This window comes from Zoogloea sp. GW822-FHT05C07, from assembly GCF_058800215.1.
Genome location: NZ_CM179510.1, coordinates 3,083,308 through 3,102,519 on the forward strand (window position 1 = coordinate 3,083,308; position 19,212 = coordinate 3,102,519).

Here is a 19,212-nt window from a genome sequence, read left to right on the forward strand (position 1 = left end):
CGCCGCGTCGGCTAGGGTTCGTCGGAGTCTGTCGCTTGAATGTGCTGATCGGCGGCGGCCCGGCTGCTGCGGTGGTAGAAGTGCCACCACAGTCCGAAGCAGGCCATTCCGAGCAGCAGACAGCCCGTTGCGCCGGTCGCCAGCCCTGGCACCGTGTCCCACAGGGCGGGCGCCAGCGCGCCAGCGGCTCCGGCGCTGACCAACATCTGCAGGAAGCTCTGGCAGCTTGACGCGACGCCGCGCTGGGCCGGGAAGTGCTCCAGCGCCAGCAGCGTCAGGCTGGGCATCGCGATGGCCATGCCGAAGTTGTAGAGGGCGATCGGCACCACCGAGTGGGGCAGGCCGGCCTGCATCAGGAAGGACATCCCCAGGTTGAGCGCGGCGGCGCCGATCATCACCCCGTAACCGATGGCTATGGTGCGTGCCTGCGACTGCCGGCCGGCCAGCCGCGCCGACAGTGCCGAGCCGCCCATCATGCCCAGCACGCAGGGGATGAAGAACCAGCCGAAACCGGTTTCCGGCAGCTGCAGGTGGCGCATCAGGAACACCGGCGCCGACAGCACGTAGATGAAGAAGCCGTTGAAGTTGAGCCCGACCGCGAAGGTCAGCAGCAGGAAGCCCGGTGAGCGGAAGACCTGCGTGTAGCGCCGCGCCAGCGAGCCGGGATGGAGCGGGTGGCGGGCCGCCGCCGGATGGGTTTCCGGCAGCTTCCACGCACACAGGCTGGCCAGCACGACGCCCAGCAGGGCCAGGAAGACGAACACCGCGCGCCAGCCGAAAGTGCTGTAGATCCAGCCGCCGAGGATGGGGGCGATGGCGGGGCCGAGGGCAAAGGCCATGCTGACGTGGCTCATCATGCGCTGGGCGCGCGGGCCTTCCATCAGGTCGCGCACCACGGCGCGGCCGACCACCATGCCGGCGCCGGCGCTGATGCCCTGCAGGCCGCGGCCGATCAGCAGGGTCTGGATGCTGCCGGCAAATACGCAGACCAGCGAGGCCAGCGTGAACAGCAGCATCGAGATGACGATCACCCGCTTGCGGCCGTAGGCGTCGGACAGGGCGCCGTGCCACAGCACCATCGCGCCCATCGGCAGCATGTAGGCGGTAAGGGTTTGCTGGACTTCGACGGGGCTGACGTGCAGGTCGAGGCCGATGGCTTGCAGGGCCGGGAGATAGGTGTCGATCGAGAACGGACCGACAGTGGCGAGCGCTGCGAGCAGCGCCGCCAACTGGGCATAGGGCATGGGATGAGGTGCTTTACTCGACGGCGTGGATCTGGGTGACGTAGTAACCGGTTTCGCCGAAGCAGGTGGACGGGATGCCCACGTGCTGTTCGTAGGAGAGTGCGACCCGTTTGCCCATCTCCGTGTTGATGGCGGCGGCGACCTTGTCGTCGCGCACGGTGAACTTGAAGATTTCCGGCAGGCTGCCGGGAATCGCGACGATGGCCAGTTCCCCCTCCCAGGTCTTGCACAGCCAGCCCTTCTGGGAGAACTTCTGCACGTAGCCGGCCCGTTCGCCGGACGAATAGCTCCAGTTGAGCGTCAGCCAGGTGTAGCCGGCGGCGAGGGCCACCACCAGAATGAGGAAACCGGCGAGCCACAGGCGCCAGTTCCTGGCGCTGGGGAGGCCGGAAGAGAAGGTCGATGCCAAGGGATACTCCTGTTCGTGTTCAGCTGAATTCCCCAGGGCCGCGGCGGCTCTGTACCGCTTCGGCCACGTGGGGGGCGCCGATATTGTCGGTGCCGTTCATGTCGGCGATTGTACGCGCCACTTTCAGGATGCGATGGTAGGCGCGCGCCGACAGGCCCAGGCGTTCGATGGCGGTACGCAGCAGTGCGTCGGCGGCGGCATCCGGCCGGCACCAGCGGTCGACGCCGGCCGCGTCGAGGCGTGCGTTGGGCATGCCCTGCCGGGCCTGCTGGATGGCCCACGTGCGGGCGACCCGTTCCCGCACCACCGCCGAGTTTTCGCCGCCGGCCGTGGTCTGCAACTCGCTGATCGACAGTGCCGGCACTTCCAGCACCAGGTCGATGCGGTCCAGCAACGGGCCGGACAGGCGCTGGCGGTAGCGCCTGACCTGTTCTGGCGTGCACCGGCAGCGGCCGTCCGGATGGCCGTGGTAGCCGCAGGGGCACGGGTTCATTGCCGCGACGAGCTGGAAGCGGGCCGGAAACTCAGCGCGGCGCGCGGCGCGGGAGATCGTGATGTGGCCGCTTTCCAGCGGTTCGCGCAGGGCTTCCAGCACGCGGCGGTCGAACTCGGGCAGTTCGTCGAGGTAGAGCACTCCGTTGTGCGCGAGGCTGATCTCGCCCGGCCGGGGTGTTCCGCCACCACCGACCAGTGCCGCCGTCGAAGAAGTGTGATGAGGCGTTCTGAGTGGACGCTGACGCCAGCGCTCGGGGCGGAAGCTGCCTTCGATGGATTGCACGACGGCGCTTTCCAGCGCCTCTTGGTCGTCCATCGGCGGCAGCAGGCCGGGCAGGCGCTGGGCCAGCATGGATTTGCCGGTGCCCGGTGGGCCGTACAGCAGCAGGGAATGCTGGCCGCTGGCGGCAACCTCCAGCGCCCGGCGGGCGTGGGCCTGGCCCTTGACGTCGGCCAGATCGGGATAGGCCGCCGGTGGCGCCAGCGTCTCGCCGTCGTGGGGCGCGAGGAGCGTGTGCCCGCACAGGTGGGCGGCGACGGCCGACAGGCTGCGTGCCGGCAGCATCTGCACGTTCCGCACCAGCGCGGCTTCGGGGGCGTTGGCGATCGGCAGGATCAGCGTGCGCCCGCTGTGGGCGGCCTGCCGGGCCAGCGCCAGTGCGCCGCGCACCGGCCGCAGTTCGCCGGTAAGGGACAGTTCCCCGGCGAACTCGTAACGGTCCAGCTGCTTGGCGGGGATCTGGCCGGAGGCGGCGAGGATGCCCAGCGCGATCGGGAGGTCGAAGCAGCCGCCTTCCTTCGGCAGGTCGGCCGGCGCCAGGTTGACTGTGATACGCCGCTGGGGGAACTCGAATTGCCCGGTCTGCAGTGCGGCGCGCACGCGGTCGCGGGCTTCACGGACTTCCGCATCGGGCAGGCCGACCAGTGTGAAGGCGGGCAGTCCGTTGGCCAGATGCACCTCGACGGTGACTTCCGGGGCGAGCAGGCCGACGAGGGCGCGGCTTGTCACAAGGGCTATACTCACGGCGTATCTTTTTGGAATAAACCGGCAGTCTAGCCCAGGTGTTGCTCCGGGTTTAGCGCATTGTCATTGCTGGTCGCGGTAGGCTTCGACCGAAATCACGAGGCGCACCTCGTCGCTGACGGACGGGATGTTCTTGGTCATGCCGAAGTCCGAGCGCTTCAGGCGGGCGGTGATGTCGGCGCCACAGGTTTCGCGCTTGTTGAGGGGGTGGGGCGCGCAGTGGAAGCGGGACAGGGTGAGCTGCAGCGGTTTGGTGATGCCGAGCAGGGTCAGGCTGCCTTCGGCGGTCACCGGCTTGTCGCCGTCGAAGCTGATGCGCTCGGCCTTGAAGCTGATCGTCGGGTAGGCATCGGTGTTGAAGAAGCCCTCGCCGCGCATGTTCTCGTTCCATTTGGCGAAGCCCATGTCGATGGAGCCCGCGTCGATGCTGACCTCCACCGAGCCGCGGTGGGCGGCGGTGTCGAGGACGATCTTGCCGCTGGTCTTGTTGAAGCGCCCGCGCTGGGTCGAGAAGCCGAGGTGGTCCGTTTCGAACAGCGGATAAGTGTGGTTGGAGTCGATCGTGTAACTGACCGGGGCGGCGAAAGCCGGGGCGCTGGCGACGGCCAGCAGGGCGAGCAGCTTCTTCAAGGGATGTCTCCGGGAAACCGAAATGGCGAGTTGTAATTGCTTTGGGGCTGACATGAAAAAGGGCGCCGGGGCGCCCTTCTAATGACAGTCGGAACGGCGGGAAGGTTCAACCCGCCTCTGCCGGCGGACGCGATGCCAGCTCCGATTCGAGCTGGGCGACCCGGTGTTCGAGTTCGGTCAGCTTGTCGCGGTAACGGGCGAGGGTTTCCTTCTGCAGATCGAATTCCTCGCGGGTTACCAGGTCGAGCCTGGAGAAACCACTGGCGAGCAGTGCGCGGGCATTCTTTTCGAGATCCTTGGCGGGGCTGTTGGCGAGGAGTTCGGAAACCTTCGAACCGATTTCATCGAGGATTTTGGGATTGGCCATGGCAGCGTTCCTCACGGGAAAAGGGGAAAAATCCAAGTTGTATTCAAGTTTAGCATTGGAGCCCGGTGGCCGTTGCCGTGCCCCATGCACCAACACGGCGCCCCCGATTGGTGCGTGCTCCCAAAGTGGTGCGGAATGATTTTTTCCTGCGCTGCAGCAGAAGCCGGTTCTGTATATCAAGTTATTGAAATAATGGGATTTTTAAAACTGGCATAGTGGTTGCTAAATCGTGTGAGCCAACTTTTAATACTAGGAGAACCCAATCATGCGCAAGACCGTTATCGCTTCCGCCCTGATCGCCGCCTGTGCCGCCCTGCCGTCCCTGGCAAACGCTGAAGATGCGGCTCCCGCTCCGGAGCACACCTTCACCAGCAACGTTACGCTGGCGTCGGAGTACATCTACCGCGGTATCGGTCAGACCAATCGCAAGCCGGCCATCCAGGGTGGCTTCGATTACGCGCACTCCAGCGGCCTGTACGCCGGCACCTGGGCGTCCAACGTGTCCTGGCTGACCGATGGCAGCCCGACGGTCAGCAACAGCATCGAGATGGACTTCTACGGCGGCTTCAAGAACACCGTCGGCGACTTCGGCTACGACGTGGGCGTGCTGCAGTACTTCTACCCGGGCTCCGGCTACGGCAACAACCCGAACACCATCGAAGGCTATATCGCCGGTTCCTGGACCTTCCTGACCCTGAAGTACTCCCACTCCTTCAGCGACCTGTTCGGCTGGACCGACTCCAAGAACTCCGGCTACCTCGACCTGACCGCCGCCTATGAACTCGCCCCGGGCCTCAACCTGATCGGCCACGTCGGTCGCCAGAAGATCCACGGCGACAACAGCGGCGCGTCCTACACCGACTACAAGCTCGGCGTGACCAAGGACATCGCCGGCGTCGTCGTCGGCCTGAACTACATCAACACCAACGCCAGCCAGGCCTTCTACACCAACGCCTTCGGCAAGGACCTGGGCAAGGATCGCGTGCAGCTGACCATCACCCGTACGTTCTAACTTTCCCCGTAACCGCGCGGCGGCTCGTTCGGGTCGCCTTGCAAGAGGACCCAATCATGAAACTCGTAACTGCCATCATCAAGCCCTTCAAGCTCGACGAAGTGCGTGAGGCCCTGTCCGCCATCGGCGTGCAAGGTATCACCGTGACCGAGGTGAAGGGCTTTGGCCGTCAGAAGGGCCATACCGAGCTGTACCGCGGCGCGGAATACGTGGTCGACTTCCTGCCCAAGGTGAAGATCGAGGCCGCCGTCAAGACCGAGATCCTCGACCAGGTCATCGAAGCCATCGAAAAATCCGCCAGCACCGGCAAGATCGGTGACGGCAAGATCTTCGTGTTCGATCTCGAACAAGCCATCCGCATCCGTACCGGCGAGTCCGGTGCCGAAGCGCTGTAAGGGAGCTTCCCATCATGAAAAAAATCTTCGCTGCCCTGCTGACGACCCTGACGGTCGGCTTTGCGGGCCACGCGCTGGCCCAGGACAAGGACGCTCCGGCCGCGCCGACCGCCGCTCCTGCGGTGACCGCACCCGCCGAAGCGGCTGCCACCGCCAAACCGGCCGAAGCGCCTGTTGCCGCCCCGGCAGCCGCTGCCGAGGCTAAGCCGGCCGAAGCCGCTGCTGCTGCACCGGCTCCGGTGCCCAACAAGGGTGACAACGCGTGGCTGATCGTCGCCGCCGTCCTCGTCATCATGATGTCCATCCCCGGCCTGGCCCTGTTCTACGGTGGCCTGGTGCGTGCCAAGAACATGCTGTCCGTGCTGCTGCAGGTGTTCACGGTGTTCTCCCTGATCAGCGTGCTGTGGGTGCTCTACGGTTATTCCGTGGCCTTCACCGAGGGCAACGCCTTCTTCGGCGGCCTGGACAAGGTGCTGCTGAAGGGCATCACGCCGGATTCGATCGCTGCAACCTTCACCAAGGGCGTGGTGGTCTCCGAGTTCATCTACGTCGTCTTCCAGGGCGCCTTCGCAGCCATCACCGTGGCCCTGATCCTCGGCGCCTTCGCCGAGCGCATCAAGTTCTCCGCCGTGCTGCTGTTCTCCGTGCTGTGGTTCACCTTCAGCTACCTGCCGATGGCCCACATGGTCTGGTACTGGTCGGGCCCGGATGCCTACACCTCGGCTGAAGCGGCCGATGCGGCCAATGCGACGGCCGGCTTCCTGTTCCAGAAGGGCGCCCTCGACTTCGCCGGCGGCACCGTGGTGCACATCAACGCCGCCATCGCCGGCCTGGTGGGTGCTTTCCTGGTTGGCAAGCGTGTCGGCTTCGGTCGCGAATCCTTCGCTCCGCACAGCCTGACCCTGACCATCGTCGGCGCCTCCCTGCTGTGGGTGGGCTGGTTCGGCTTCAACGCCGGCTCCGCGCTGGAAGCCAACGGCTCTGCCGCCCTGGCCATGATCAACACCTGGGTTGCCACCGCTGCCGCGGCTGTGGCCTGGCTGCTCGCCGAATGGATCATCAAGGGCAAGCCGTCCGGTCTGGGCGCTGCGTCCGGCGCCGTGGCCGGCCTGGTGGCGATCACCCCGGCCTGCGGTTTCGTCGGTGTCGTCGGTGCGATCGTGATCGGCCTGCTGGCTGGCGTCGTCTGCCTGTGGGGCGTCAATGGCCTGAAGCGTCTGCTGGGCGCTGACGACTCCCTCGACGTGTTCGGCGTGCATGGCGTGGGCGGCATCCTTGGTGCCATCCTGACCGGTGTGTTCGCTTCCCCGTCCCTGGGCGGCGTCGGCATCTGGGACTACGTGGCCAACAAGGTCGCCGACAACTACTCCATCGGTGACCAGGTAATCGTTCAGCTGACCGCTGTCGGCGTCACCGTGGTGTGGTCCGCCGTTGTGGCCTTCATCTGCTACAAGCTGGTCGACATGTTCATCGGCCTGCGCGTGCCGGAAGACGAAGAGCGCGAAGGTCTGGACATCACCTCCCACGGCGAAAGCGCTTACCACCAGTAATTCCGGTAAGCCGGCTTCACCACGAAACGGGCGCTCAGGCGCCCGTTTTTGTTTGTATGCTTGCTACGGACTTTTTGGGATAGCGTGCCGGATGGCTTTTTTCGACTGGTTGCTGCGCGGACGCGCGGCATCATGCAACGGGAACGATGGCCTACAGGCTGCCGTGGCGAGGGTGATCGGCAGCATCGATCCGCGCCTGCAGTTCGTGGACCATGCAGCGGCGCGCCTGTCTCCGGCCGTTAACCATGCCCTGGCCTACGCCGATCAGGTCGTGGGGTGCATTCCACCGCGCGTGGAAATGCACCCCGCCGGCTGGTCGCACAGCCCGGTGCTGCGGGCTGTATTTGCACGCCCGGCGGACGTGGCGGAAACGCTGGCGGCCAGCATCGATCTGCAGGATTTCCTGGCGTCACCGGCGGCGGCCGGGCTGGAGCGCATCTTCTGCATGGTGGCGGCGACGCGCGTCGAGCAGAAGGTGCTGGGCATTGCGCTGGAGGGCGACCAGCTGCGCCAGGATGTGCCGCAGACCACAGTCAGCTTCCAGCATTTCCGGCTGTTCGCATTTGCCGCGGATGAGGAGGCGCTGTTCCGGCGCATCCATGAACTTGTACTCGAAGGCCTGGTAATGGCCGCGCTGCAGGAAATTGCCGTGCGGCAGCGGCAGGGCGATCGGTTGTCCTTCGATCATCAGCTGCTGCAGATGCGCCTCAGCCTGCTGGAGCGCAGCCGGCCGGGCCTGGATGCGCTGGAGTGCCATTCCTGGCGCGGCCGCGACCTGGATGAGTTGCGGCGCCAGCTGGCCGACAATGAAGCCGCGCTGGCCGAACGAGGTGTCGTCGGCGCAGGTCTGGAAACTGTGCTGGCCACGGTGATCGAGACGCTGCTGGCGGCGGAGCAGGTGATCCACGCCCGGCGCCTGGCGCTGCGCGTGGATGCGATGAACGTACTGGTCGAGGCGGACCAGGACGATGCGCTCAGCGTCCCGCTGATCGAGTTCTCGACACCGACCGCAGTCGGAACGCGGCGTAGCGCCTTCCTGGCCAGTTTTTCGCGGGATGCGGTGGCGCTGCGGAAGCTGGATTTCGCAGCGGGGATGCGCTTGCTATAAGCGTGTGCAAGACGCGAAAAAGCCGGCGCTTCGCCGGCTTTCGTCGTTTTACGGGGCTGGACTGCGTTCAGCGGAACACGACGGTCTTGTTGCCGTGCACCAGCACCCGGTCTTCGAGGTGGTAGCGCAGGCCGCGGGCCAGCACCGCCTTCTCGATGTCCTTGCCGTAGCGGACCATGTCATCCACCGAGTCGGAGTGGTCGATGCGGATCACGTCCTGCTCGACGATCGGGCCCTGGTCGAGATCCGCCGTCACGTAGTGGCAGGTCGCGCCGATCAGCTTGACGCCCTTGGCGTAGGCCTGGTGGTAGGGCTTGGCGCCGACAAAGCTGGGCAGGAAGCTGTGGTGGATGTTGATGATCTTGCCCGGATGGGCGGCGCACAGTTCCGGCGACAGAATCTGCATGTAGCGGGCCAGCACCATCGTGTCACCGTGGGATTCCTCGAACAGGCGCTGCACCTCGGCGTAGGCCTGGACTTTGTTGTCCGCGGTGACGGGCACGTGGTGGAAGGGGATGCCATGCCACTCGACGAACCCGCGGAAGGTGTCGTGGTTGGAGATCACGCAGGGGATCTCGATGTCCAGTTCCTTCGACTGCCAGCGCGCCAGCAGGTCGTAGAGGCAGTGTTCCTGCTTGGAGACGAGGATCACCACGCGCTTTTTGACCGCCGAATCCGTGATCTTCCAGTCCATGTTGAGCTCCTCGGCGATCGGGCGGAAGCGCTCGCGGAACTCGGTGAGCATGAAGGGCAGCGAATCGGCCTTAATCTCGATGCGCATGAAGTAGCGCCCGCGGTGCTCGCTGTCGACGGCGGGTTCGGCGTGGAGCGCGGTTTCGAGGATCCAGCCCTTGTGCTCGGCAATGAAGCCGGACACCTTGGCGACGATCCCGGTGCGGTCGGGGCAGGAGGCGGAGAGGGTGTAGAAGCGTTCGCGGTGCATGATGGCTCAGGCACCGGCCGCCGGCCACGGGGCCGCGACCGGCGTATCGGATGGGATCAGATGCGGGCGGAGGCGGCGCGGATCTGGGCGGCCAGGCCGCTGTACTCGCGTTCAACCGGGAATTGCGGGAACTCGGCGATGACGTTGTCCGGCGCGCGGAACAGGATGCCGGCGTGGGCTTCCTTGAGCATCGCGGTGTCGTTGTAGGAGTCGCCGGCGGCGATGACCTTGAAGTTGATTTCCTTGAAGCGCTGGACGGCTTCCTTCTTCTGGTTGGCCATGCGCAGGTGGTAGTTCACCAGGTAGCCCTCGGCGTCGGCCTCGAGCTTGTGGCAGAACAGGGTCGGCATGCCGAGCTGTGCCATCAGCGGCATCGCGAATTCGTAGAAGGTGTCGGACAGGATGATGACCTGGAAGTCCTTGCGCAGCGCGTCGAGGAAATCCTTGGCGCCCGGCTCGGGGCCCATCTCGGAGATCACCTTCTGGATGTCGGGCAGGCCCAGCTTGTGCTGCTTGAGCAGGTCCAGGCGGTACTTCATGAGCTTGTCGTAGTCCGGCTCGTCGCGGGTGGTGCGACGCAGTTCGGGAATGCCGGTGCGCTCCGCGAATTCGATCCAGATTTCGGGGACGAGAACACCTTCGAGGTCGAGACAGACGAGTTGCACGGCAAAAGCTCCAGGTTACGGCGGTTGATTTGGCGAATCCGTGATTCTAGCAAAGAGACTGTGGCGGCTTCAGGGGGAATGTGGGGCGGCTCCGGACGGGGCCGCTTCAGTCCGCCGGGATGGCGTCGAGGGCTTCGTGAAGTTCGAGCCAGCGCATCTCGGCTTCGTCGATCTTTTCGCTGAGTTCGGCCTGGCGCTTGAGTAGCTTGGGTACCTCGCCGGCTTCGGGGCCGGTGTACAGGTCCGGGTCGGCAAGGCGTTCATCGAGCTTGGCCTTTTCGGCGTTCCACGGGGTGAGCTTCTTGTCGAGCTGCTCGAGTTCCTTGACCAGCGGCCGGCGGGCGGCCAGGCGGGCCTGGCGGTCGGCGGCGGCGGCTTCCCGGTCGGCCTTGCGGCTGGCCTTGTCGGCAGCCTTGTCCGGGCACTGGCCGGCGGCGGCATCGGCGGCGCGCTGCTGGGCCAGCCAGTTCTTGTAATCGTCCAGGTCGCCGTCGAAGGGCGTCAGGCGGCCGCCATCGACGAGCAGGAAGCGGTCGCAGGTCGCGCGCAGAAGCGCCCGGTCGTGGGACACGATGACCATGCCGCCTTCGTAGTCCTGCAGGGCCAGCGTGAGGGCGTGGCGCATTTCCAGGTCGAGGTGGTTGGTCGGCTCGTCGAGCAGCAGCAGGTTGGGCTGGTTCCAGATCAGGATGGCCAGCGCCAGGCGGGATTTCTCGCCGCCCGAGAAGGGGCCGCAGGGCGTGGTGGCCATGTCGCCGTTGAAATCGAAGCCGCCCAGGTAGTTGCGCAGTTCCTGTTCGCGGGTCTGCGGGTCGAGGCGCAGCATGTGCTGCAGCGGCGATTCGTCCGGGCGCAGGCTCTCCAGCGCGTGCTGGGCGAAATAGCCGAGCTGCAGACCCTTGCCTTCCCGGCGTACGCCAGTGGTGGGCTGCAAGCCGCCGGAGAGCAGCTTGATAAGCGTCGATTTGCCGGCGCCGTTGCGGCCGAGCAGGCCGATGCGCTCGCCGGGGCGGATGGTCAGCTTCATGTCCGCCAGGATCGGCTTGTCCACGTAGCCGGCGGCGGCGTCCTCGATCTGCAGCAGCGGATCGGGGGCGGCGGTGCAGTCGCGGAAGCTGAAGTTGAAAGGGTTGTCGATGTGGGCCGCAGCGATCATTTCCATCCGCTCCAGCGCCTTGATGCGGCTCTGGGCCTGGCGGGCCTTGGTGGCCTGGGCGCGGAAGCGGTCCACGTATTTCTGCAGGTGGGCCCGCTCGCGCTGCTGCTTCTCGAACATCGCCTGCTGCTGGGACAGGCGCTCGGCGCGCTGGCGCTCGAAGTTGGAGTAGCCGCCGGTGTACAGGGTGAGCTGCTGGTTCTCGATATGGGCGATCTGGTTCACCACCGCGTCGAGGAAGTCGCGGTCGTGGGAGATCAGGACCAGCGTGCCGCGGTAGTCGGTGAGCCACTGTTCCAGCCAGATGACGGCGTCCAGGTCGAGGTGGTTGGTGGGTTCGTCGAGCAGCAGCAGGTCGGAGCGGCACATCAGCGCCTGGGCCAGGTTGAGGCGCATGCGCCAGCCACCGGAGAAGTCGGCCACCGGGCGCTCCATCTCGGCGACCTTGAAACCGAGGCCGTCCATCAGCGCGGCGGCGCGGGCGCGGGCCGCGTAACCGCCGATCTCCTGCAGGCGGCCGTGGAGGTGGCCGATCTCTTCGCCGTCGTGGGCGGCTTCGGCCTTCTCCAGCGCGATTTCGATGCGGCGCAGCTCGGCGTCGCCGTCGAGCACGTATTCGATGGCCGGGCGAAGCAGGGCCGGGGTTTCCTGGGCCACGTGGGCGATGGTCCACGAGGCGGGCATCTCCAGGTCGCCGGAGTCCTGGTGGAGTTCGCCGCGCAGCATGCCGAACAGGCTGGACTTGCCGCAGCCGTTGGCGCCGGTGAGGCCGACTTTCCAACCAGGGTGGATCTGCAGGCTGGCGCCCTCGATGAGAGTCTTGACGCCCCGGGCGAGGCGGAGATTGCGGAACTGGATCACGGCAGCGGAAGCGGTAAGCAGGCAGGAAATCCGGTATTGTAAGCAGTTCCGTCGTATCCAGCCCTGTCGTCCCATGCGTCGAAGCCGTCCGTCCTGCCGATCATCCCTTTCTGCCAGTCTGTCCGTGCTGTTGTTGGCGCTGTTGTGCCAGGGGACCGTGCAGGCCCAGGAAACCCCCGTCGATGAAGGCGCGGAAAAGGCCCGCGCGGAAAAAATGCGCGACGAGGCGAAGGCCCTGCGCGAGGCCGCCGAGGCGCGCTTCAAGGCGGCCGAGATCGCCTGCTACGAACGTTTCCTGGTGAACCGCTGCATCGATCGCGTGCGCGAGCGCCATGTGGAGGACATCCGCAAGGCGCGGGCCCTCGACCTGGAGGCGGGGCGCATCGATCTGGCCGAAAAGAACCGCCGTTACGCCGAACGCATCGCCGGGCAGGCTGAGCAGGCGCCGCAGAAGGCCGTCGAAAAGGCCGAGCAGGAGGCACGCAATCGCGCCGACAGCGAGGCGCGCCTGCGCGCTCTGGCGGACAAGGACGCCGAGCGCGTCACGCGCGAGCAGGAGGGCAAGTCCCGCGCGCTGCACGAAGCCGAGGCCCGTCAGTCCAAGGAGGCTGCCGATGCGCGGCGCCGGGCCACCGAGGCCGCGGCGGCGGCGCAGCGGGCCAGTCAGGCCGAGAGCGATCGCCGCGCCTACAAGGAGCGGGCCGCCAAGGCTGCGGAAAAGCGCGCCGAGAAGGCGGAAAAACTCAAGCAGAGCGAAGGGGCCAAGGAGCCGGCGAAAGCTGCCGAGCCTCTAATGCCCGGCCGCTGAGCCGGGGTGGGGCGGGGGCGACGCCGCCCAGGCCAGCGCATCCTCCAGCCGGTCGTTGCCCCAGAACAGTTCCCCATCCGGCGTGATGAAGCTCGGTGCGCCGAACAGGCCCCGTTCGGCCGCCTGCTCGGTCTGGCTGCGCAGGGCCTGCTTGTTCTCGGGGCTTTCCGCTTCGGTGAGGATCGCGTCGGCGGGCAATTTCAGCGCTTCGAGAATGTCGCGGATCACCGCCGGATCGGCAATGTCCCGGTCCTCGGCAAAATTGGCCTGCATCGCTGCGCGCGTGAAGTCGCCGATCCACGGCTGACCAGCGCCAGCCAGCGCGACCCGGGCGGCCAGCAGGCCATTGCGCGGGAACCTCGACGGCACCTTGAACGGCAGCCCGTAGCGGGCCGACAGCCGGGCCAGGTCGCGCCACATGTAGCGGCCCTTGGGGGGATAGATGTTGAACGGCGAATCGTTCCAGCCCAGGGACAGGAACACCGGCCCGAGCAGGAAGGGCCGCCACGCCAGCCTGACGCCAGCCTCCTTCGCCAGCGCCTCGATGCGCATCACGCTCAGGTAGGAATATGAACTGGCGAATTCGAACCAGAATTCGAGGGGTTTGCTGTTCATCGGCGCCTCCGTTGCGGTAGGAGAACGGCAAGTCTAGCCTCTAGCACTCCTCCTGACCACGGGCGGGGCGCCGAATGGCCGCCGCCGGGGGCCTAGACCTTGTACAGCTGCAGCGTGGAGATCTGGCGCTGGGCCTGTTCGTCGAGGCGGCGGGCCGTGCTGGACGACTGCTCCGCGGCGGCGGCGGCCTCTTCGGCCATCTGCGCGATGCGCTCGATCTGCACGGCGATGTTGTTGCTGGCGGCGCCCTGTTCGCGGATCGCATCGGAGATCTCGGACACCATGCTGGCGGTGCCGCTGGCGGCGCTGCCGATTTCCTTGATCGCTTTGTCCGTGTCGTCGGCCCGTTCGACGCTCTGGGTGACCAGGCTCTCGGCGGCCTCCATCTCGTGGGCGGCCTGTTCGGAGTGGCGGCGCATGGCCTCGATGGTGGAGGAGATCTCCTGCGTCGAAGTGGCGGTGCGCTCGGCCAGCTTGCGCACTTCGTCGGCAACCACCGCGAAGCCGCGGCCCTGCTCGCCGGCCCGGGCGGCCTCGATGGCCGCGTTGAGGGCCAGCAGGTTGGTCTGGTCGGCCACTTCCTTGATGACTTGCACCACCGATCCGACCCGCTCGCCCTGGGCACTCAGCTCGCGCAGGGATTCGGCAGCGGCGCTGACGGAGGCGGAGATGCTGCGGATGTCGGCGATCGTCCGGTCGATGGTCGACGAGCCGGCGCGGGCCATCTCGCCCGAACGGCCGGCCAGCTCATGGGCTTCGTGGGCGCGATCACCGACGTGGGTGACGCTGACCGTCATCTCTTCGACCGTCGCGGCAATTGCCGAAGAGGCTTCGCTTTGCGAGCTGGCGGCGCCCGAGACCTGCTTCGAGGCGTGCGTCATCTCGCGGCTGGCGTCGGCGACCGAGCGGGCGCCTTCGGTGAGGCTGCGGAAGTTGTCCTGCAGCTTGGACAGCAACTGGTTGAAGGCCGTGGCGGTCTCGCCGATCTCGTCCATGCGCTGAACCGGCGCGCGGACCGTGAAGTCCTGGCTGTCATTGACGTGGGTGAGCGTGTCGCGAATGCTCGCCAGGCTGCTGCGCAGCGCGCCGATCAGCAGGTGGGCCAGCACACCGACGACCACGAAGGCGGCAATGAGCGTGCCCGAGGTGGTCCATAGGGCGGTTGCCGCTTCGTCGGTATTGATGCGGTTCAGCTTGTCGGCGAACTGATAGTTGTATTCCTCGTGCTTGCCGAGCGCGTTACCGGCGGCGGCAGCTTTTTCGCGCATGGTGACGCGCAGGAAATTGCGCACCGCATCCATGTCGTTGGTCTCGAGCTTGGCGAAGTACTCTTCGCGGATCTTCCGATAGTCTGCAATGGCGCGCTTGTCGGCTTCCAGGAGTTGTTTGTCGGTGTCGTCGGAGATCAGTTCGCGCTCGTATTTCTGCAGGGTGAGGTCGAGCTGGCTGTCCGCTTCCTGGATTTCCTTGGTGATCTCGCTGCGGTGGGTGGCGTCCACCGCCAGTGCCAGCTGGTAGGTACCCAGGCGGCTGGCGGTGAGCCGGCTGCGGGCTTCGAGCAGGGTCTGCAGGCTCGGGAAGGTATTGGCCTGCACGTAGTCGAATCGGGCGGTGGCCTGGCGGAGCTGCCAGATTCCCAGGCCGCCGACGAGGATCAGCGCGAACAGGGCGATGCCCAGGGTCAGGATGAGGCGCTGTGTCAGTTTCATGGTGGCGGCTCCGTGGGGGAGATATGGCTGAAGCAGATGCTGACGGCGCCGTTTTCTATAACTTTAGATATATTTTGCGGAGTGGTTCACGTTACGGCATGGGGCGGTGCAGCCACTCGGCCACACCGCGTCCGGCGACCCGTCCGCTGGCGAAGCAGGCGGTCAGCAGGTAGCCGCCGGTCGGGGCTTCCCAGTCCATCATTTCGCCGGCGCAGAACACGCCGGGGTGCCGCCGCAGCATCAGGTGTTCATCCAGTTCCTCGAACAGCACGCCGCCGGCGCTGCTGATCGCCTCGTCCAGCGGACGCGGGGCGACGAGGCGCAGCGGCAGCGCCTTGATCGCCGCGGCCAGGCGGGCCGGATCGTCCAGCGCGTCGGCGCTCACGCATTCCCGCAGCAGCGCCATCTTGATGCCGGCGATGCCGACGCGGCTCTGCAGGTGGCTGGCCAGGGAGCGGGCGCCGCGGGGATGGGCTACCTCGGCGGCGACGCGCTCCGCCGAGCGGCCGGGGGCTAGGTCGATCGACAGCGTGGCGCCGCCGTCCTGCTCGATGCGCTCGCGGATGGAGGCGGACAGCGCGTAGATCAGGCTGCCTTCGATGCCATCGGCGGTGATCATCGCTTCGCCGGGGCGTGCGGGTGCAGCGATGCCCTCCACGCGGATGCTCACCGACTTGAGAGGCTGGCCGGCGAAGCGCTCGCGGAAATGGGCGCTCCAGCCGTCGGCTCCGTCGGTGCGGGGCGATGCGGCGATGAAGCCGCAGTTGGCCGGGCGCAGCGGTGCGACGCCCACGCCGAGCCCGGACAGGGCCGGGACCCACGCGCCGTCCGAGCCCAGGCGCGCCCAGCTTCCGCCGCCAAGGGCCAGCACACAGGCGTCCGCCTGGACCCGGCGCGGACCGTCGGGCGCGGTGAACAGCAGGCTGCCGTCGGTGTCCCAGCCCGTCCAGCGGTGCCGCACATGGAAGCGCACGCCGGCTTCGCGCAGGCGCTGCAGCCACGCCCGCAGCAGCGGGGCGGCCTTCATCTCGGCCGGAAAGACGCGCCCCGAGCTGCCGATGAAGGTGGACACGCCAAGCCCCTCGACCCACTCGCACAGGGCCTGCGGCCCGAAAGCCGTGATCATCGGCTCGATCTGTGCCCGGCGCTGGCCATACCGGCCGGCGAAGGCCGCGAAGGGTTCCGAATGGGTGATGTTGAGGCCGCCGCGGCCGGCCAGCAGGAACTTGCGCCCGACCGATGGCATGGCGTCGAAGACATCCACCTGCAGGCCGGTGGCCGCGGCGGTTTCGGCGGCCATCAGGCCGGCGGGGCCACCCCCGATGATGGCGACGGAAGCGGGAATGGACGTGGACGGCATGGGCGCGGGGTCTGGCGATGGAACGGGAAGGCGCGATTGTAGTGGCGCGGGGCCGGATTGTTTTTATCGCGTTGCGGATGTCGCTCGGGCTTATGTCAAAGGATTACAATCGAAGGCGGTCGTCGAATACGACTTTTGAATAACAACAAAGGGAATGGCGCGATGTCGATCGAACGGAAGAGGCCTATCGGGGCCGGTTTGCTGGGGGCGCTGCTGGGCCTGTCGATGGCGGCGGCGGTGCCTGCAGTGGCACAGACCACTGCGCCGGGTACGGCGGGGGGGCGCGGGCAGCTGGAGCGGATCATCAAGAGCCCGCCAGCCGAGCAGAAGACGGCCCAGGAGGCAGGCCGCAAGGCGTCCTTCTTCTGTGCCAACTGCCATGGGGAGACTGGGCTCAGCAAGTACACCGAGGTGCCCAACCTGGCCGGCCAGCACCCCGCCTACGTGCTCAACCAGATCGATGCCTTCCTCGCCGGCAAGCGCAAGGATCCCTTCATGCAGGGCCTGATGAAGGTGCTCAAGGACGACGAAAAGGCATCCATCGCGGTGTTCTACGCGGCGCAGCCGGTGGTGCCGGCGGTCTCCATGGGCGGGCCGCGGGCCGCCGAGGGCAAGGCCCTGTTCGAGAAGAACTGCGTGCGCTGCCACGGCGCTGAGGCCAAAGGCGGCGAAAACTTCCCGCGCCTGGCCGGGCAGCAGTCCGAATACCTGCGCCGCAGCCTGACCCGCTACCTGACGATGAGCGGCGAGCGGATCTACCCGCCGATGACGGCCGCGGTGACCGGCATCGGCGCGCAGAACATCGAGGCCGTGGTGCAGTACCTGTCCGCGCTGCGCTGAGCCGGGCGCGGCCGCAGCCCCTGTCGGGGCCGAGGCTTGCAGGTCAGCGGATGATCGGCACGCCGCCGTCCGCGCCGCCGAAGACCGTGGCGCCTTCCTTCACGGTGCCGATCACGCGGATGTCGCCGAGCTTGTCCGCCGGGGTCTTGAGTGGATTGGCCGACAGCACCGTGAGATCTGCGAGCTTGCCGACGGCGATGCTGCCCTTGATCTTCTCCTCGCCGAGCTGGCGTGCTGCGTTCAGCGTGATGGCTTTCAGCGCTTCCACCGCCGGGATCTGCTGATCGGTGCCCACCGGCCGTTTCACGGCGGCGGCGAGCACCTCCAGCGGCGCCGGTTCGATGAGGGCGGCGTCGTTGTGCAGCGTCAGTGGCAGGCCGCGCCCGAGGGCTGCACCGGCGGGGCTGAAGCGGGCCGTCCGTTCGGTGCCGAGGGCGTCGCGGGTCAGCGTGTCGAGGCTGAGGCCGAGGCGCTGCGGGGCCAGCGACACGCCGACGCCGAGGGTCTTCAGGGCGTCGAGCTGGTCGTCGCGGATCGTCGCGGCGCCGACCAGCAGCGGGCGGCGGTCCTTGCCCGGGTACTTGTCGGCGGCGGCCTTCAGGCCGTTGATGAACTGGTCGATGGCCGCATCCCCGCTGGCCTGCACGGCCACCTGCCAGCCGTTGGCGTAGGCGCTGCCAAACAGCGTGCCGACGCTGTCCTCGCCGAGCAGCGGGTAGCCCGCGTAGCGGGTTTGTTTGCCGGGCGGCGGCAGCTGGTAGGGCTGGGTCAGCCAGGCGCTGCGGTCTTCGGCGCTGCCGTCGAGGGTGAAGGACACGCCGGCCAGGCGCAGGTGGCCCTTGTAATACTTGGCGCCGATCTGCTTGTGGGTCTTGAGGGCGGCTGCGGCGCTGCCGGCTTCCGCATAGACCGACACGTCCAGCTTGAGGGTGCCGGCATCGGCGGCCTGGGTGTACAGCGCCAGGTCGTCGGCGGTGGCGCGGGCCTCCACCGCGGTGGTGTAGCCGTTGCGCAGGTAGAGGGTCTGGCCCTGCTGGATCAGCGCCTGACGTTGGTCCTGGCCGAGCTGCGGCAGGGCGCCGAGCAGCGCGGTGGCGGCGGCGCCTTCCAGGCTGCCGTCCGGCTCCTTCGAGCCGGGCCAGCGGCCGATGTGGCCGCCCGGCGGGTCGATGCTGTTACGGTCGATGCCGGCCAGCGCCAGCGCGCGGCTGTTGGCGACGAGCCGGGTGCCGCTGCGGTCCACGATGATCACCGGCCGATCAGCCGAGATGCCGTCGAGTTCGTTGCGGCTGGGCGCACGCAGTTCGCGCAGGCGGCTTTCGTCGTAGCCGAAGCCGACGATCCAGCCCAGCCGCTTGGCCATGTCGCCCTTGGACCAGTCGCGCAGTTCGCGCAGCAACACGGTGCCGTCGGTGACGCGACCTTCGGGCGGGGACTGCAGCTGAGCGGCCACCGAATACAGGCCGAGACGGGATAGCTCGCCCCAGGCGTCGATGAAACCCGGCACCAGCGTCTTGCCGGCCAGGTCGACGACTTCCGTGCCTTCGCTCTTCCAACGCGCCAGGATGGCCTTGCTGGTGCCGACGGCGATGATCTTGCTGCCCTTGATCGCAATAGCCTGCGCGGCGGGATGCTTGTCGTCGAGGGTGATGATGTCGCCGTTGGTGAAGATGATGTCGGACAGCGGCGGCGGAGGCGGGGCGGGGGGCGGTGCCGCCGGGTCAGCCGGGGCGCTGCCGGCGGCAGCCGGTGTGGCCGGGGCTGTGGGTGCGGTGGCCGGGGCGGGTTTCGCGGCGCCGGCTGGGCTTGCCGCGGCGACTGGCGTGGCAGGTGCCGCGGGCTTGGCGGTTGTGCTGGTTGGCGTGGCGGTGGCCGGCGCGGTTTTCGGTGCAGCGGCGGCGGCCGCCGGTTTGGCAGCGCTGGTGCCCGGGGTCTGGGCGAAGCCGGCCGGGGCGGCGAGGGCCAGCAGGATGGCGGCGCTGCCGAGGCGCAGCGGGAATACGCAGGTCATGGATGGGCTC

General features: G+C 67.2%; 18 protein-coding genes. 6 read left to right on the forward strand and 12 right to left on the reverse strand.

Features of this window, described 5'->3' with window-relative positions:
• Positions 1-11: 11 nt before the first annotated feature.
• From AC3QL2_RS14450 to AC3QL2_RS14470, 5 genes are all read right to left on the reverse strand, one after another.
• Positions 12-1,244, reverse strand: a complete 1,233-nt coding sequence (locus tag AC3QL2_RS14450; protein WP_493231086.1) for a multidrug effflux MFS transporter — start codon at positions 1,242-1,244, stop codon at positions 12-14.
• 13 nt (positions 1,245-1,257) lie between these two features.
• A complete protein-coding gene (locus AC3QL2_RS14455; protein ID WP_493231087.1) occupies positions 1,258-1,653 on the reverse strand; it encodes a DUF8785 domain-containing protein in 396 nt (131 codons plus the stop codon).
• A gap of 19 nt (positions 1,654-1,672) precedes the next feature.
• Positions 1,673-3,172 carry a YifB family Mg chelatase-like AAA ATPase gene (locus AC3QL2_RS14460; protein ID WP_493231088.1) on the reverse strand — a complete coding sequence of 500 codons (1,500 nt, stop codon included), beginning with the start codon at positions 3,170-3,172 and terminating at the stop codon, positions 1,673-1,675.
• A gap of 63 nt (positions 3,173-3,235) precedes the next feature.
• The gene (locus AC3QL2_RS14465; protein ID WP_493231089.1) at positions 3,236-3,802 is read right to left on the reverse strand and encodes a YceI family protein; all 567 of its coding nucleotides are present in this window, start codon (positions 3,800-3,802) and stop codon (positions 3,236-3,238) included.
• Between the two features lie 106 nt (positions 3,803-3,908).
• Entirely contained in the window at positions 3,909-4,169 is a 261-nt protein-coding gene (locus AC3QL2_RS14470) for an accessory factor UbiK family protein (protein ID WP_481120987.1), read from the reverse strand.
• Positions 4,170-4,434: 265 nt separating this feature from the next.
• On the opposite strand from AC3QL2_RS14470, the gene AC3QL2_RS14475 reads away from it, so the two are divergent.
• The 4 genes from AC3QL2_RS14475 to AC3QL2_RS14490 all read left to right on the forward strand — a co-directional run bounded on the left by AC3QL2_RS14475 (position 4,435) and on the right by AC3QL2_RS14490 (position 8,234).
• Positions 4,435-5,181 carry a TorF family putative porin gene (locus tag AC3QL2_RS14475; protein WP_493231090.1) on the forward strand — a complete coding sequence of 249 codons (747 nt, stop codon included), beginning with the start codon at positions 4,435-4,437 and terminating at the stop codon, positions 5,179-5,181.
• Between the two features lie 56 nt (positions 5,182-5,237).
• Positions 5,238-5,576 carry a P-II family nitrogen regulator gene (glnK, locus tag AC3QL2_RS14480; RefSeq protein ID WP_079434291.1) on the forward strand — a complete coding sequence of 113 codons (339 nt, stop codon included), beginning with the start codon at positions 5,238-5,240 and terminating at the stop codon, positions 5,574-5,576.
• A 14-nt stretch (positions 5,577-5,590) separates the two neighbouring features.
• Positions 5,591-7,126 carry an ammonium transporter gene (amt, locus tag AC3QL2_RS14485; protein WP_493231091.1) on the forward strand — a complete coding sequence of 512 codons (1,536 nt, stop codon included), beginning with the start codon at positions 5,591-5,593 and terminating at the stop codon, positions 7,124-7,126.
• A gap of 91 nt (positions 7,127-7,217) precedes the next feature.
• Positions 7,218-8,234, forward strand: a complete 1,017-nt coding sequence (locus tag AC3QL2_RS14490) for a hypothetical protein (protein WP_493231092.1) — start codon at positions 7,218-7,220, stop codon at positions 8,232-8,234.
• Between the two features lie 67 nt (positions 8,235-8,301).
• Here AC3QL2_RS14490 and purU read toward each other — a convergent pair whose 3' ends face one another.
• From purU to AC3QL2_RS14505, 3 genes are all read right to left on the reverse strand, one after another.
• A complete protein-coding gene (gene purU / locus AC3QL2_RS14495; RefSeq protein ID WP_493231093.1) occupies positions 8,302-9,177 on the reverse strand; it encodes a formyltetrahydrofolate deformylase in 876 nt (291 codons plus the stop codon).
• 56 nt (positions 9,178-9,233) lie between these two features.
• The gene (thrH, locus tag AC3QL2_RS14500; protein ID WP_493231094.1) at positions 9,234-9,842 is read right to left on the reverse strand and encodes a bifunctional phosphoserine phosphatase/homoserine phosphotransferase ThrH; all 609 of its coding nucleotides are present in this window, start codon (positions 9,840-9,842) and stop codon (positions 9,234-9,236) included.
• Between the two features lie 106 nt (positions 9,843-9,948).
• Positions 9,949-11,859 carry an ATP-binding cassette domain-containing protein gene (locus tag AC3QL2_RS14505; RefSeq protein ID WP_493231095.1) on the reverse strand — a complete coding sequence of 637 codons (1,911 nt, stop codon included), beginning with the start codon at positions 11,857-11,859 and terminating at the stop codon, positions 9,949-9,951.
• Between the two features lie 124 nt (positions 11,860-11,983).
• Between AC3QL2_RS14505 and AC3QL2_RS14510 the strand changes: the two genes are divergently transcribed.
• Positions 11,984-12,667, forward strand: coding sequence for a hypothetical protein (locus AC3QL2_RS14510; protein WP_493231096.1), 684 nt, complete (start codon positions 11,984-11,986; stop codon positions 12,665-12,667).
• Here the strand turns inward: AC3QL2_RS14510 and AC3QL2_RS14515 are convergent.
• The 3 genes from AC3QL2_RS14515 to AC3QL2_RS14525 all read right to left on the reverse strand — a co-directional run bounded on the left by AC3QL2_RS14515 (position 12,650) and on the right by AC3QL2_RS14525 (position 16,351).
• Positions 12,650-13,282, reverse strand: a complete 633-nt coding sequence (locus tag AC3QL2_RS14515; RefSeq protein ID WP_493231097.1) for a 2-hydroxychromene-2-carboxylate isomerase — start codon at positions 13,280-13,282, stop codon at positions 12,650-12,652. The two genes, AC3QL2_RS14510 and AC3QL2_RS14515, sit on opposite strands and share 18 nt — an antisense overlap.
• 92 nt (positions 13,283-13,374) lie before the next feature.
• A complete protein-coding gene (locus tag AC3QL2_RS14520) occupies positions 13,375-14,991 on the reverse strand; it encodes a methyl-accepting chemotaxis protein (RefSeq protein WP_493231098.1) in 1,617 nt (538 codons plus the stop codon).
• 91 nt (positions 14,992-15,082) lie between these two features.
• Complete coding sequence (locus AC3QL2_RS14525; protein ID WP_493231099.1) at positions 15,083-16,351, reverse strand: TIGR03862 family flavoprotein; 1,269 nt, start codon at positions 16,349-16,351, stop codon at positions 15,083-15,085.
• A 162-nt stretch (positions 16,352-16,513) separates the two neighbouring features.
• On the opposite strand from AC3QL2_RS14525, the gene AC3QL2_RS14530 reads away from it, so the two are divergent.
• Entirely contained in the window at positions 16,514-17,191 is a 678-nt protein-coding gene (locus tag AC3QL2_RS14530) for a c-type cytochrome (protein WP_493231100.1), read from the forward strand.
• 43 nt (positions 17,192-17,234) lie between these two features.
• On the opposite strand, the gene AC3QL2_RS14535 is transcribed toward AC3QL2_RS14530, so the two are convergent.
• Entirely contained in the window at positions 17,235-19,202 is a 1,968-nt protein-coding gene (locus AC3QL2_RS14535; RefSeq protein ID WP_493231101.1) for an amidohydrolase, read from the reverse strand.
• Positions 19,203-19,212 lie beyond the last annotated feature (10 nt).

Excerpts from the sequence above, each read along its gene's own strand:
- AC3QL2_RS14450 (WP_493231086.1), bottom strand. The coding sequence starts at position 1,244 with ATGCCCTATGCCCAGTTGGCGGCGCTGCTCGCAGCGCTCGCCACTGTC.
- AC3QL2_RS14470 (WP_481120987.1), bottom strand. The coding sequence starts at position 4,169 with ATGGCCAATCCCAAAATCCTCGATGAAATCGGTTCGAAGGTTTCCGAA.
- AC3QL2_RS14475 (WP_493231090.1), top strand. The coding sequence starts at position 4,435 with ATGCGCAAGACCGTTATCGCTTCCGCCCTGATCGCCGCCTGTGCCGCC.
- glnK (WP_079434291.1), top strand. The coding sequence starts at position 5,238 with ATGAAACTCGTAACTGCCATCATCAAGCCCTTCAAGCTCGACGAAGTG.
- amt (WP_493231091.1), top strand. The coding sequence starts at position 5,591 with ATGAAAAAAATCTTCGCTGCCCTGCTGACGACCCTGACGGTCGGCTTT.
- AC3QL2_RS14490 (WP_493231092.1), top strand. The coding sequence starts at position 7,218 with ATGGCTTTTTTCGACTGGTTGCTGCGCGGACGCGCGGCATCATGCAAC.
- purU (WP_493231093.1), bottom strand. The coding sequence starts at position 9,177 with ATGCACCGCGAACGCTTCTACACCCTCTCCGCCTCCTGCCCCGACCGC.
- AC3QL2_RS14515 (WP_493231097.1), bottom strand. The coding sequence starts at position 13,282 with ATGAACAGCAAACCCCTCGAATTCTGGTTCGAATTCGCCAGTTCATAT.
- AC3QL2_RS14520 (WP_493231098.1), bottom strand. The coding sequence starts at position 14,991 with ATGAAACTGACACAGCGCCTCATCCTGACCCTGGGCATCGCCCTGTTC.
- AC3QL2_RS14525 (WP_493231099.1), bottom strand. The coding sequence starts at position 16,351 with ATGCCGTCCACGTCCATTCCCGCTTCCGTCGCCATCATCGGGGGTGGC.
- AC3QL2_RS14530 (WP_493231100.1), top strand. The coding sequence starts at position 16,514 with ATGTCGATCGAACGGAAGAGGCCTATCGGGGCCGGTTTGCTGGGGGCG.
- AC3QL2_RS14535 (WP_493231101.1), bottom strand. The coding sequence starts at position 19,202 with ATGACCTGCGTATTCCCGCTGCGCCTCGGCAGCGCCGCCATCCTGCTG.